The sequence below is a fragment of the Salinispora mooreana genome (assembly GCF_000379065.1).
Classification (GTDB): Bacteria; Actinomycetota; Actinomycetes; order Mycobacteriales; family Micromonosporaceae; genus Micromonospora; species Micromonospora mooreana.
In genome coordinates, this window is sequence record NZ_KB900614.1 from 924,402 (window position 1) to 936,850 (window position 12,449).

A 12,449-nucleotide genomic window follows, 5' to 3' on the forward strand; every position below is an offset into this window, starting at 1 on the left:
GAACCAGGGCCCTCCCCGCTACACCCCGGCCGGGTACGTCTCCAGCTCACCGCGGGCATCCCGAGCGGGGAGTGGGTCCAGGGCGGTCGCCTCGTCACACCAGACGAACCCGTCGTACCGTTCCCCCAGCCGCGTCGGCTGATAGTTACCCCACGACTCCAACGAGGGGTTGTAGACCACCCCGATCGCCCGGTGGTCCAGCGGCTCGGTCACCCAGCCGGGCTGGTCGGCGCCGCCGAAGATCAGTACTGCCTGTTCCGGCAGCAGGTCGTGTAGCCGCTGTTCCACCGACCCCTCCCGGGCCGGCGGAACGTTCATCTTCTCGGCTGGCGAGCCCCAGTGCGGCGCGGCGACCACCGTGCCCCGATGGCTGCCGAACCCGACCAGGACGACATCGTCCCGGCCGTGTCGGTCCCGGGCCAGTTGGCCGAGGCTCACCATGCCGTCCGCGACCATGTCGGTTGCGCGCGCGTCCCCGACGTGGGTGTTGTGGGCCCACACCACCCCACGTGCCCCCGGACCGTAGCGCTCCAGCAGCCGGTCCAGGGTGTCGGCCATGTGGTTGTCCCGGATGTTCCACGACTCCGGCCCACCGCTGACCATGGCGCGGTAGTACCGCTCCGCGCCGGAGACGACCTCCGCGTTCTGCCAGGCCGAGAAGGCGTCCGCACCGTTGGTCGCCGCGTGTTCCCGAATCCGCGCCAGCAGGCAGACCACCTCGTCCTCACAGCGCGCGGAGACGAACCGGCTCGCTGTGCCGTACTCCTCGATCCGCCGTCCGTATGGCTCGAAGCACCGATAGGCGTCCTGCGCGGCGTCCAGCGCCCCGGGCGCCTCCTCGCCCAGGTAGTCGAAGATGGCCTGCATCGACTCCCACAGGCTGTAGACGTCCAACCCGTGGAAACCGACCCGTTCCGGCTCGGGCCGCTGCCCGTTCCACTCCCGCAGCCACCGCAAGAAGCGGGCCACCTCCGCGTTCGCCCACATCCAGGTGGGCCACCGCTCGAACCGTTCGAGGGCACCCTGCGGTTCGACCGCGGCGTCGGGGGCGGCCGTCACCGAGCGATGCACCCGGTCGCAGTCCGGCCAGTCCCCCTCCACCGCGATGAACGAGAAGCCCCCCTCGGCAATCAACCGCCGGGTCAGCTCCCCACGCAGCCGGTAGTAGTCATGGCTGCCGTGGGTCGCCTCCCCGAGCATCACGATCCGGGCGTCCCGGGCGCGCTCCAGCAATGGGTCAAAATCACTCGGGGCGCCGAGCCGCTGCATCAGCATGCCGGGCGGCTACCCGGTGCGCCGGATGGGCAAACCCGGTGTGCCGGCACGCGGGGCGGGTATCCGGGAGCATGACCGCCTCCAGCGCAGAGTTGCAGGACTCTATCGCCGCCCTCGACTACCCCGTCTCCCGCGAGGACCTGGTCCGGTGGGGCCAGGAGAACGGGGTGAGCACGGAGATGTTGCAGGTGCTGCGGCTGCTGCCAGAGGGCAGCTTCAACTCCCCGGCCGAGCTGTCCGAGGCGCTGAACATGCGCTGAGACCCCAGCGGCCGGGCCGGGCCCGGGCCGCCGGGTCAGGCGGTTGACCGCGGCCGGATCAACGAGTAAGCACCTCAACGGTGCGGGCCTCGGCGCGGGCCGTCTCCGCTGCCGCCAGGATGGCCACCACCTCACGACCGAACCGGACGTCGAGACGGTGATCCCGGGTCCCCGAGTCGATCTCTGCCAGGAGCTGGTCGATCGCCGTCCCGAACGCCCCGGCCAGGGTGTCGTTGCCGTAGGGAACGGCCTCGATGCCGCTCTCGCCGTAGAAGACGACATCCCGGCGGACCGCTCCGCTGGGGGCGTCCAGGGTGAGTGACAGTCTGCTCGTGGCGCCGTTGTCGTGGGTGAGCAGCAGGTGCACCAGACCCCGGGGGCCATCCATCGCCGCAACCCGGGTGACTCGCCCCATGACCGGCAGGATCAGTGACAGCGCGTGCGGACCGATGTCCCAGAGCCCGCCGTGCTCACGCCGCCAGGTAGAGCCCGCGTACGGGCTACCCGGCTGGAAGATCGAGGCGAAGAGGGTCGCCTCGGCGTGTTGCCAGCCGCCGTCCGCGGCGGTGGCGGCGAGGAAGGTGGTGACGTTCTGGTGATAGCGCTGGGTGAAGAAGACCAGCGAGGCAACGTTGGCAGCCTGGGCCGTGGCGACCAGGCGGTCGGCGTCGGCGAGGGTCAACGCGAGCGGCTTGTCGAGCAGCAGGTGGCGTCCCGCCGCGGCGGCCCGGGTCGCCAGCTCGACCTGCACATCTGGCGGCAGGGCAATCGCCACGGCCTCGCACGCCTCAATCAGCGCGTCGGCGTCGTCAAACGCCGGCACGCCGTACTGCTCGGCGAGCACGGCGGCCTTGGCTGGATCCCGCCCCCAGACACCGACCAACTCGGTACGGGGATGGGCAGCCAGACCCGCTCCGTGCGTCTCACCCGCCCAGTGCCCGGTACCGAACAACCCGAACCGCACCACGAACCTCCCACCAGTCGGCACCGCGACCCACCGCAGTGTCGCAGACAACGCTATCCGGCGGGGCAAGGACGCCACCGGGAGGTGTGCTACCCGGATGAGTAGAGTGTGCCGGTGACCGAAGCAAGCGCGGCCACCAGCGCTGCTGCCGACCTTCCCATCGACGGGCTCCTCGCCGCCGTCCCGATCGTGCTCTCCCTCCTCGTCGCGGGTTGGGCCCTCGTGGCGACGCTGCGGCACCGCGCCCCGGACCGGGCGCAGTTCGCGGGCTTGGCCGTGCTGGAAGCGGCTCTGCTCGTACTCACCGTCGTCACCCTGATCGCCCTCGGCGGTGGTCAGCGGCCGGACGAGCCGGGATCCTTCTTCGGCTACCTGGCCACCCTGGTCTGTCTACCCCCGCTGGCCTGGGTGCTGGCCCGAATGGAGCCCACCCGGTGGGGGTCGGCCATCGTCTGCACGATCTGCCTGGTCACCCCGGTGGTTCTGGTCCGACTCCAGCAGACCTGGACGGTGCTCGGTGGCTGACCCGCACCCCACCAAGCGCCCGCAACCCACCGAGCGGGCGCGGACCAATTCCGGCCCGGGCCGCCTCCTGATCGCGGTCTACCTGCTCTTCGCCATCGCCGCCACCAGCCGGGCCGGCCTCCAGATCGCCACCCGGTTCGAGGCGGCGCCGATGGCGTACCTCCTCTCCGGCTTCGCCGCGGCGGTCTACATCGTGGCGGCGGTGGGGCTGGGCCGGGCCGGTCGCGCCGGCCGCCTGATCGCGCTGACCTGCTGCACGGTCGAGTTGGTCGGGGTGGTGGGTGTCGGTGCGGTCAGCCAGGCCCGGCCGGAGTTGTTCCCGGACGAGACAGTCTGGTCCGGCTTCGGCAGCGGGTACGGCTACATCCCGCTGGTGCTACCGGTGCTCGGTCTGCTCTGGCTCTGGCGTACCCGTCACGACCCCGACCGGACTGTGGCCAGCCGGCCGAGGCCGTCCCGGGTCGCGCCGGATCAGTCCTTCGGCCCGCCGGCGACGTAGAGGACCTGCCCGGAGACGAACGACGCGCCCGCACTGGCCAGGAATGAGATGGTGTGCGCGATGTCCTCCGGGCGGCCCACCCGGCGGACCGGGATCTCCGCCTCCGCGTGTTTCTGCAGCGCCTCGAAGTCGACCTTCATTCGGGCGGCGGTCGCCGCGGTCATGTCGGTGACGATGAAACCCGGAGCGACCGCGTTGACCGTCACCCCGAACGGGCCCAACTCGATCGCGAGGGTCTTCGTGAAGCCTTGCAGACCGGCCTTGGCCGCGGCGTAGTTCGCCTGCCCCCGGTTGCCGAGCGCGGAGGTGCTGGAGAGGTTGACGATCCGACCCCACCGCTGCTCGACCATGTGCTGCTGGGTGGCCTGGCTGAACAAGAAGGCACCCCGCAGGTGCACGCCCAGCACCGTGTCCCAGTCGGCGTCGGACATCTTGAACAGCAGATTGTCCCGCAGCACACCGGCGTTGTTGACCAGGACGGTTGGCGCGCCGAGCTCGGCGGCTACCCGCTCGACGGCCGCCTCCACCTGGGCCCGGTCCGACACGTCCGCGCCGACGCCGAGCGCCCGCCCACCCGCGTCGGCGATGGCGGCGACGGTCGCACCGGTCGCGGACTCGTCGATGTCCACCACCGCTACGGCCAACCCGTCGGCGGCCAACCGCCGGGCGGTGGCCGCCCCGATGCCCCGCGCTGCGCCGGTCACGATCGCGACCCGCTGCTCCGACATACTACCTCCCAGTAACCTCGATCGATCGAAGGAGCTTAACCCACTCGAGTCGACCCGTTACCCGACCAGGAAGCAGTCGCCGCTCGGGCGCGCGACGGGTTGTCCGCCGCGCTACCGAGGGGGAGGAGCGGGCGAGCGGCCCTGGTTGACGCCGACGGGAAGCCCACCAGGGCCGCTTGCACCGCTAACGGCGGAAGGTGAACCAGTTGACGTTGACGAAGTCGTTCGGCTGGCCGCTGGTGAAGGTCAGGTAGACCGGATGGCGACCGGTGGGGCCGGCAACGTTGCCGGGCACCGAACGCCAGCTCTGCCAGCCGCCGGTGCTGCCGATCGCGAAGCTGCCGATCGGTGGGCTGGTCGGGCTGTCCAGGCGCACCTCGACCAACCCGCTCACCCCGCTACCGGCGCCGGAGGCGATCCGAGCGACGAAATCCCGTGGTGGGACGGCACCGAACTCGACGTTGTCGTAGCGGGCCCAGTCACCGTTGCGCAGGTAGCCGATGCTCTCCCCGCCCTCGGTGGCGTCCTCCACCTGAACGCCGTACTGGCCGTCGAACGACTCGGCCTCGATCGTCGCGTACGCGTCCCGCGCCCCACCCGGCGGTGGGGTGGTTGGTGGAGCGGTGGTCGGCGGGGCGGTGCCGGCGCCCCGGCTGTAGACCGCGACGTAGTCCACGAGCATCGGCCGGCCCGGCACCGTCGCGGCGGTCGGGGTGGTTCCCCCGGCGACACCATTCGGGAAGGCGCCACCCATCGCCACGTTGAGCAGCAGGAAGTAGCCGTCGTGGCTGGTCATCTGCGACCAGGCCGGCTCACCGACCCGGGTCTGCGTCACCGTGTGGTATTGCTCGCCGTCGACGTACCAGCGCAGCTCCTGCGGGCTGACCGAGGCGTCCCACTCGAACCGGTAGGTGTGGAACGCCGACTGACAGGTGGCTCCCGGGCAGGTTCGGGCGGCACCGATACCGTTGAACTCGTCGCACGGTCCGCCCGGCGCGAAGCCGCAGTGCAGCACGCCCCAGACCGAGTTGATCCCGTTGACGTTCTCCATCACGTCAAACTCGCCGACGCTCGGCCAGTTCTGGTAGTCACCCCGGTACGGCGACCCGAGCGCCCAGAACGCCGGCCAGTAGCCGGCCGCCGGAGCCCCGGTCACATTCGGCACCTGGAGCCGGCCTTCGATCGCGAGGACACCTCCGGCCGGCGGCTTGAAGTCGGTCCGTACGGTCTCGATCCGGGCCGAGGTCCACCCGCCGGCCGACTCGCGCAGGGGGGTGATTCGTAGGTTGCCCGCACCATCGTGACTGAGGTTGGCGGTGCTGTCGGTATACGTCTGGATCTCACCGGTGCCCCAGTTGGGCGGGCCGCCGGGGTAGCTGGTGCCGAGGTCGATGATCCAGTTGGCCGAGGAGGGCAGGGTGCCGGCCGCGCCGTCGAAGTCGTCGCTCCAGACCAGACTCCAGCCGGGGGCGGGCGTGGGCACGGCGGCGTTCGCGGTGACCGCGACACCCGCCAGGGCAGTGGTGGTAAGGGCAGTGAACAGCGCCAACGCCAGTTGCTTCCGGCGTCTCGCGGGCAGGGCGGCAGGCGCCCCGGGCGGGGTGTGCATGAACGTACCTCTCTGGGGACGGGTCGAGAGAGCGCTCTCTCCGAGTTGTACGTGCCCACCACCCAGTTGTCAATGTCGATCTCTCGAACCTCCGCTCAGCGCACCCGAGCCCGGGTCGATCCGTGACAGGATGAGTTGGTGGCAGAACGGTTAATCGTCATCGGCGGCGATGCCGCCGGGATGGCGGCGGCGTCCCAGGCCCGCCGTCGCCGCGACCCGGACGACCTGGAGATCATTGCCTTCGAGCGGGGCCAGTTCACGTCCTACTCGGCCTGCGGCATCCCGTACTGGATCAGTGGTCTGGTGCCGCAGCGCGACCAGCTGATCGCCCGCGATCCGACGACCTTCCGCGAGCGGTTCGACATCGGAGTCCGGCTACGGCACGAGGTCACCGCGGTCGACCTGGACCGGCGCGAGGTAGTCGCCCGGGACCTGGCCAACGGCGGCGAGGTCCGCGAGCGATTCGACACCCTGGTCTACGCCACCGGTGCCCACCCGCTACGGCCCGCCTGGGCGCGCACCGGGGTGGAGGGCGTCTTCGGCGTGCAGACCCTCGACGACGGCGCCGCCCTCCGGGACTGGCTGGACACTGATCCGCGACCCCGCCAGGCGGTCGTGGTCGGCGGAGGCTACATCGGGGTCGAGATGGCCGAGGCGCTGATCCAGCGCGGGCTGGCGGTCACCCTGGTCGAGAAGGCCAGTCAACCGATGTCGACGGTGGACCCGGACATGGCCAAGCTGGTCAACGACGCCATGCACGGAGTGGGGGTGCAGATCCGCACCGACCTGGAGGTGACCGGCCTGCAGGAGCGAGACGGGCGGGTCTGCGCGGTGCTCACCTCCGACGGACCGATCCCCGCCGACCTGGTCGTGCTCGGCCTCGGTGTCCGCCCCAACGTCGCGCTCGCCGAGGCCGCGGGGCTGCCGATCGGGCCCAGCGGGGCACTGCGGGTGGACCGGCGCATGCGGGTACCCGGAGTTGACGACGTATGGGCCGCCGGTGACTGCGTGGAGTGCCTGCACCGGGTCAGCGGAATGCCCGTACACATCCCACTGGGCACGCACGCCAACAAGCAGGGCCGGGTCGCCGGCATCAACATCGGTGGCGGGTACGCGACCTTCCCCGGCGTGATCGGCACTGCGGTGATCAAGGTCTGTGACCTGGAGGTCGGCCGCACCGGGCTCCGGGAGCAGGACGCCGCGGCGGCGGGCTTCGAGTTCGTCTCGGTGATCACCGAGTCCACCAACCGCGCCGGCTACTTCCCCGGCTCCCGCCCGATGAGCGTCAAGCTCATCGCCGAACGGCCCACCGGGCGGCTCCTCGGCGCCCAGATCGTGGGCTGGTCGGAGGCGGCGAAACGGATCGACGCCTTGGCCGTGGCGCTCTGGAACGGCATGACGGTGGATGACATGACCGCCCTCGACCTCGGGTACGCCCCGCCGTACTCACCGGTCTGGGATCCGGTGCTGATCGCCGCGCGTAAGGCCGTTGAGGCCCTCGGGCGGTGACGCGGGAGCACCTCCCCTTTCCGGCCGGAGCAGCCGGAGACTCCCCGCCGGGAGGTCTCTGCAATGAAACGCCGCCAAAGAGCCGTCAAACGCAATGATCTGACGACCAAAGCAACTTCCTACGGTGGATCCTGCTGACCTGCCCCACATACCGTGGAGCAACGGCGCCAGCCCGCGGGCCACGGTGGCCGGGCGCGCCCAACCCTGGGAGCAGGACAATGCCGATGGACGCCACCCACCAGCGCTTCCTCATGTGCCGGCCGACATACTTCGCCGTTGACTACGCGATCAACCCGTGGATGGACCCGACCGCACCGGTCGACGTCGACCTGGCGATCCGGCAGTGGGAGCAGCTACGCCAGACCTACCGGGATCTCGGCCACACCATCGAGGAGATCACCCCGCTACCGGGCCTACCCGACATGGTCTTCGCCGCCAACGGCGGCACGGTCCTCGGCGACCGGGCCATGGCGGTGCAGTTCCGGAACCCGCAGCGCGCCGACGAGGCACCCGCCTATCGGGCCTGGTTCGAAGCCGCCGGCTTCGAGGTGCACGATCCGAAGCACGTCAACGAGGGGGAAGGCGACATCCTGCTCGCCGGTGGCTACCTCCTCGCCGGCACCGGGTTCCGGACCGCGCACCCCGCCCATGCGCAGTTGCAGGAGGTCTTCGGCTACCCGGTTCTCACCATGCAGCTGGTGGACCCCCGCTTCTACCACCTGGACACCGCGTTGACCGTGCTGGATGAGCGCACCGTCGCGTACCTCCCCGAGGCCTTCTCCCCCGGCAGCCAGGCAGTGCTGCGGCGACTCTTCCCGGACGCCGTACTCGCCAGCATGGCCGACGCCATGGTCCTGGGCCTCAACGCGGTCGGCGACGGCCAGCACGTCGTCCTACCGGCGCAGGCCACCGGCTTGGCGGCGAAGCTCCGGGAGCGGGGCTACCAGACGATCGGGATCGACCTGTCCGAGCTGCGTAAGGCCGGCGGTGGCCCGAAGTGCTGCACGTTGCGACTCCGACAGGGAGGCGAATAGATGATCAAAGACGAGGTACGGACGCCCGCGGCCGTGCGCGATGCGCAACGGTGGACAGCGCACAACTACCACCCGCTGCCGGTGGTCATCTCCTCGGCCGAGGGCACCTGGGTGACCGACGTGGACGGCCGCCGCTACCTGGACTGCCTGGCCGGCTACTCGGCGCTCAACTTCGGGCACCGCCACCCGAAGCTGGTCGAGGCCGCCCACGCCCAGCTGGACCGCCTCACCCTGACCAGCCGTGCCTTCATCCACGACCAGTTCGCCGACTTCTGTCGGGAACTTTCCCAGCTCTGCGGCAAGGAGCTGGTGCTGCCGATGAACACCGGGGCCGAGGCCGTCGAGACCGGCATCAAGGTGGCCCGCAAGTGGGGCTACCAGGTCAAGGGAGTCGCGGCGGAGCAGGCGAACATTGTGGTGGCCGAGGGCAACTTCCACGGTCGCACCACCACCATCGTCAGCTTCTCCACCGATGAGGACGCCCGCGCCGACTTCGGGCCGTACACGCCAGGCTTCCGCCTCGTCGCCTACGGCGACCTGGCGGCGCTGACCGCCGCCATCGACGAGAACACCGTCGCGGTGCTGCTCGAGCCGATCCAGGGCGAGCAGGGGGTCATCGTGCCACCGGCCGGCTACCTGCCGGGCGTACGGCGGGTCTGCACCGACCGGAACGTGCTCCTCCTCGCCGACGAGATCCAGTCCGGCCTCGGCCGCACCGGCACCACGTTCGCCTGCGAACACGAAGATGTCGTGCCGGACATGTACCTACTCGGCAAGGCCCTCGGCGGCGGCATCGTGCCGGTCTCGGCCGTCGCGGCGGATGCCGGCGTGCTCGGCGTGCTCCAACCGGGCCAGCACGGCTCCACCTTCGGCGGGAACCCCCTCGCCGCCGCGGTCGCCACCGAGGTTGTCCGGCTGCTGGCCACCGGCGAGTTCCAGCGCCGCTCCACCGAGCTCGGCGCCCGGTTGCACGCCGGGCTCCAGGCACTGGTCGGCAAGGGTCTGCTCGCGGTCCGGGGCCGCGGGCTCTGGGCCGGCCTGGACATCGACCCGGCCCTGATGACCGGGCGGGAGGCGAGCGAACGGCTGATGAGCCGCGGCGTCCTCGTTAAGGACACCCACGGCTCCACCATCCGCCTGGCCCCACCCCTGGTCATCACCGAGGAAGAGACCGACTACGCGGTGGCTCAGCTCGCTGCGATCCTCACCGAGTAGCCCTCGTGCCCCCGCAGGGGTGCCGGTCCGGGTGACCCGGCACCCCTGCCGGGCCGGTCACCGCGGCAGGCGCATCGCCATCGTCGGCGCCTCGGCCATCACCGAGGCCGGGGTGTGCGGCGCGCCAGTCGGCAGTTCATCCGGGCGCCCGACCTGCACGCCCGGGTACAGCTCCACCATCTCCCCCTCGGTCAGCACCCGAGACTGCTGCGGCGCCAGCGGAACCCGCTCCGCCTCCACCACCGACCCGTTCGGCCGGATCCCCGAGCCGTTGGTGCTCACGTCGGTGACGACGATCTCGCCGACGCGCAACTCCAGGCGCAGGTGGCTGCGGCTGATCCACCGGCGGGCCTCGTCGTTGAGCCACTGACCGAGGACGATCCCGCCGTCAGCCTCTGGAGCACGCCCGACCAGCACCGGTTCGGAGTCGGTGAGCACGAACCGACGCCGGATCAGGCCACCGACCCGGACCGCCAACATCGCCGACCGAGGACGCGGACCCGCGTCGCTGAGCCGAGCGCCGTGCCGGGGGCAGGTCGGCACTCCGCCGCGCAGGCTGGGCGGCGGCTGCGTCACCGGGCTGCGATCGCTGACCGCGGCCAGATCGGCGAAGGCCCCACCCCCACCGCCCTGACCGAAGAGCGCGCACGGGGACTCGGGGCACCGCCAGTGCCGCGCCAACAGCTTGTTGCCGGCCACGGAGCGGTCCCCGGCGGAGAGAGTGCCCCCGCCACCGACGTGTGCGACGAAGGTCGGCCCACCCTGCGCGGGCACCGGGGCGACCACCCGGCCGGGCTGGTCGGCCACCCAGGGGTAGCGTCCCCGCAACCCGTCGAACCGGGCCCGGCTCAGCACCGGAAGCCCGAGCAGGTCAGCGACCTCCAGCATCCGACCACCGGGATTGTCGAGCACCTCCACCAAGCCGTCGTCGGCCCACCGCCGCACCACCATCCGCTCGTTCGACGTCAGGTCGGCGTCGGAGAGCACGCCCCGGTGCACCACCGCGTAGACCGGGACGCTGTCCTCCTCCAGGTGACGCGACAGGGCGTCAATCACCATGCCGAGGCGGAGCAGACTGGCTGGCCGGCCGCCGTCAATGTCCTGGTACCGGATCACCTCGGCCAGGTCGAGCACCGCGCGGGTCAGCCAGGGGTCGGTGGACACCCGGCCCTCAATGGCGTCCAGCACCTTACTGATCTCGAATCTCATCGGATCTCCCCCACGAAGGTCGCCCTCCGCCCGGTGCGCACGTCTACCATGAGCCGACCCTACCGGCACCGCCGGCCCGGAGCTGACCAGCGGTGTCGGCACCACCTCGCTGCCGAGGCACGCTACTCACTCAACGTAATGGCTGCCCAACCGCATGCAGGTGTGCGAGCGCCTGCCGGTACGACTCCACCAGTCCCACCTCGACGTACGGGACACCCCGCTGCGCGCAGTAGGCCCGGACGATCGGTTGGGCCCGGCGCAGGTTGCCGCGCGGCATGCTCGGGAAGAGGTGGTGCTCGATCTGCTGGTTCAATCCGCCCAACGCGACATCGACAAACCGACCACCTCGTACGTTACGTGAGGTGATCACCTGCTTACGCAGGAAGTCCAGTTGGTCAACGGCGGTCGGCATCGGCATGCCCTTGTGATTCGGAGCGAACGAACACCCCATGTACAGCCCCCACAGCCCCTGGTGCACCGCCGCGAAGACCAACGCCTTCCCCGGTGACATCACCAGCAGCAGGCCGCCAACGTAGAGGACGGTGTGTGCGGCGAGCAGGAACGCCTCGGCGCCCCGGTGCCGCATCGGCGTCTGGAACCGCCCGTCCGGCCCCCGCCCTACGATGGCTCGCAGGCTCGACAGATGCAGGTTCAGCCCTTCCAGTAGCAGCATCGGGAAGAAGAGGAACGCCTGCCTTCGCGCCAGCCACCGAGCGAACCCCCGGGTCGCCCGAGCCTGCTCCACCGACCAGACCAACGCGCCCGCCCCCACGTCCGGGTCCTCGTCGGCGTGGTTGGGGTTGGCGTGGTGCCGGTTGTGCTTCTCCACCCACCACCCGTAGCTGAGCCCGACCGCCAGGTTCCCGGCGAGCAGGCCAACCAGTTCGCTGGGCCCCCGCCGCCGGAACATCTGCCGGTGCCCGGCGTCGTGACCGAGGAAGGCCACCTGCGTGCTGGCCACCGCCATCAGTGCCGCGACCGCCGCCTGCCCCCAGGAGTCGCCGACGAGGACGACCAGCGCCCAGACCGCGCCGAAGAACGCGGTGGTTGACGTGATCCACACCGCATACCAGCCGGGACGGCGGTCCAGGAGCCCCGCCGCCCGAACCCGCCGGGACAACTCGGCGTAGTCACTGCCCCGAACCGGCGGATCCGCCACCAGCTGCCGCATCATCGCCCACCCCTCCTCGACTCCGGTCGCGCCGGTCAGCTCGACCATCGACACCGAGTCTTCCGAGGACGGTTGCGCTGAGTAAGCCGGCACACCCCCCGGCTGGAGGTGGGGCACGCCCTACCGGGGCGGGTTACGGATGGGTCTGCTCGTGGATCCAGGCGGCGTAGTCGGGGTTACTCTCCACCCGGTTGACCAGGATCTCCGGGACGTCGTACGGGTGGTTGGCCCGAATCTGCCCGACCAACGCACCGACTCGGTCCGGGGCGGTCTTGAACTGCACCGACCATTCGGAATTGGTCTCGACGCGCTGTTGCCACCAGTACGTACTGTCCACCTGGCCGCCCACCTGCGCGCAGGCCGCCAGATGATCGGCCACCGCCGCGTCCGCGAGCCCCCCGGCGACCGAACGCTCGTCCACCACCGTCGTCACCACACAGATCTCCTCCAC

The 12,449-nt window shown here is 70.7% G+C and carries 13 protein-coding genes; 6 read left to right on the forward strand and 7 right to left on the reverse strand.

All coding sequences use genetic code 11. The annotated features are described in order from the left end of the window. Positions 1-18 precede the first annotated feature (18 nt). Positions 19-1,275: an erythromycin esterase family protein gene (locus tag SALPAC6_RS0104355; RefSeq protein ID WP_018252220.1), complete on the reverse strand. Its 1,257-nt coding sequence runs from the start codon at positions 1,273-1,275 to the stop codon at positions 19-21. A gap of 71 nt (positions 1,276-1,346) precedes the next feature. Here SALPAC6_RS0104355 and SALPAC6_RS0104360 point away from each other — a divergent pair, with 71 nt between their 5' ends. Next, positions 1,347-1,535 carry a DUF2795 domain-containing protein gene (locus SALPAC6_RS0104360; protein WP_026189314.1) on the forward strand — a complete coding sequence of 63 codons (189 nt, stop codon included), beginning with the start codon at positions 1,347-1,349 and terminating at the stop codon, positions 1,533-1,535. Positions 1,536-1,593: 58 nt separating this feature from the next. Here the strand turns inward: SALPAC6_RS0104360 and SALPAC6_RS0104365 are convergent, their stop codons facing one another. Next, positions 1,594-2,502, reverse strand: coding sequence for a Gfo/Idh/MocA family protein (locus SALPAC6_RS0104365; protein WP_018252222.1), 909 nt, complete (start codon positions 2,500-2,502; stop codon positions 1,594-1,596). A gap of 105 nt (positions 2,503-2,607) precedes the next feature. On the opposite strand from SALPAC6_RS0104365, the gene SALPAC6_RS0104370 reads away from it, so the two are divergent. After that, positions 2,608-3,024, forward strand: a complete 417-nt coding sequence (locus SALPAC6_RS0104370) for a hypothetical protein (protein ID WP_018252223.1) — start codon at positions 2,608-2,610, stop codon at positions 3,022-3,024. Then, positions 3,017-3,523, forward strand: coding sequence for a hypothetical protein (locus SALPAC6_RS0104375; protein ID WP_018252224.1), 507 nt, complete (start codon positions 3,017-3,019; stop codon positions 3,521-3,523). The genes SALPAC6_RS0104370 and SALPAC6_RS0104375 overlap by 8 nt, the downstream gene beginning before the upstream one ends. Here SALPAC6_RS0104375 and fabG read toward each other — a convergent pair. Next, positions 3,496-4,251: a 3-oxoacyl-ACP reductase FabG gene (gene fabG, locus SALPAC6_RS0104380; RefSeq protein WP_018252225.1), complete on the reverse strand. Its 756-nt coding sequence runs from the start codon at positions 4,249-4,251 to the stop codon at positions 3,496-3,498. The genes SALPAC6_RS0104375 and fabG overlap by 28 nt on opposite strands. A 184-nt stretch (positions 4,252-4,435) precedes the next feature. Continuing rightward, the gene (locus tag SALPAC6_RS0104385) at positions 4,436-5,860 is read right to left on the reverse strand and encodes a carbohydrate-binding protein (RefSeq protein ID WP_026189315.1); all 1,425 of its coding nucleotides are present in this window, start codon (positions 5,858-5,860) and stop codon (positions 4,436-4,438) included. A 138-nt stretch (positions 5,861-5,998) separates the two neighbouring features. On the opposite strand from SALPAC6_RS0104385, the gene SALPAC6_RS0104390 reads away from it, so the two are divergent. From SALPAC6_RS0104390 to rocD, 3 genes are all read left to right on the forward strand, one after another. Further along, on the forward strand, positions 5,999-7,369 hold the full coding sequence (locus SALPAC6_RS0104390; protein WP_018252227.1) for an FAD-dependent oxidoreductase: 1,371 nt from the start codon (positions 5,999-6,001) through the stop codon (positions 7,367-7,369). Between the two features lie 224 nt (positions 7,370-7,593). Beyond that, the gene (gene ddaH / locus SALPAC6_RS0104395; protein ID WP_018252228.1) at positions 7,594-8,403 is read left to right on the forward strand and encodes a dimethylargininase; all 810 of its coding nucleotides are present in this window, start codon (positions 7,594-7,596) and stop codon (positions 8,401-8,403) included. Next, positions 8,404-9,618, forward strand: a complete 1,215-nt coding sequence (gene rocD / locus SALPAC6_RS0104400) for an ornithine--oxo-acid transaminase (RefSeq protein ID WP_018252229.1) — start codon at positions 8,404-8,406, stop codon at positions 9,616-9,618. Between the two features lie 57 nt (positions 9,619-9,675). Here the strand turns inward: rocD and SALPAC6_RS0104405 are convergent, their stop codons facing one another. The 3 genes from SALPAC6_RS0104405 to cutA all read right to left on the reverse strand — a co-directional run bounded on the left by SALPAC6_RS0104405 (position 9,676) and on the right by cutA (position 12,449). Beyond that, a complete protein-coding gene (locus SALPAC6_RS0104405) occupies positions 9,676-10,827 on the reverse strand; it encodes an FHA domain-containing protein (RefSeq protein ID WP_018252230.1) in 1,152 nt (383 codons plus the stop codon). A 130-nt stretch (positions 10,828-10,957) separates the two neighbouring features. Next, the gene (locus tag SALPAC6_RS0104410) at positions 10,958-12,001 is read right to left on the reverse strand and encodes a fatty acid desaturase family protein (RefSeq protein ID WP_026189316.1); all 1,044 of its coding nucleotides are present in this window, start codon (positions 11,999-12,001) and stop codon (positions 10,958-10,960) included. A gap of 130 nt (positions 12,002-12,131) precedes the next feature. Continuing rightward, positions 12,132-12,449 (reverse strand): divalent-cation tolerance protein CutA, encoded by a 318-nt coding sequence (gene cutA / locus SALPAC6_RS0104415; RefSeq protein ID WP_018252232.1) that lies wholly within the window; start codon positions 12,447-12,449, stop codon positions 12,132-12,134.

Coding starts and splice junctions, on each gene's coding strand:
- fabG (WP_018252225.1), bottom strand. CDS start 4,251: ATGTCGGAGCAGCGGGTCGCGATCGTGACCGGCGCAGCGCGGGGCATC.
- SALPAC6_RS0104405 (WP_018252230.1), bottom strand. CDS start 10,827: ATGAGATTCGAGATCAGTAAGGTGCTGGACGCCATTGAGGGCCGGGTG.
- SALPAC6_RS0104360 (WP_026189314.1), top strand. CDS start 1,347: ATGACCGCCTCCAGCGCAGAGTTGCAGGACTCTATCGCCGCCCTCGAC.
- SALPAC6_RS0104355 (WP_018252220.1), bottom strand. CDS start 1,275: ATGCTGATGCAGCGGCTCGGCGCCCCGAGTGATTTTGACCCATTGCTG.
- ddaH (WP_018252228.1), top strand. CDS start 7,594: ATGGACGCCACCCACCAGCGCTTCCTCATGTGCCGGCCGACATACTTC.
- SALPAC6_RS0104410 (WP_026189316.1), bottom strand. CDS start 12,001: ATGATGCGGCAGCTGGTGGCGGATCCGCCGGTTCGGGGCAGTGACTAC.
- rocD (WP_018252229.1), top strand. CDS start 8,404: ATGATCAAAGACGAGGTACGGACGCCCGCGGCCGTGCGCGATGCGCAA.
- SALPAC6_RS0104385 (WP_026189315.1), bottom strand. CDS start 5,860: ATGCACACCCCGCCCGGGGCGCCTGCCGCCCTGCCCGCGAGACGCCGG.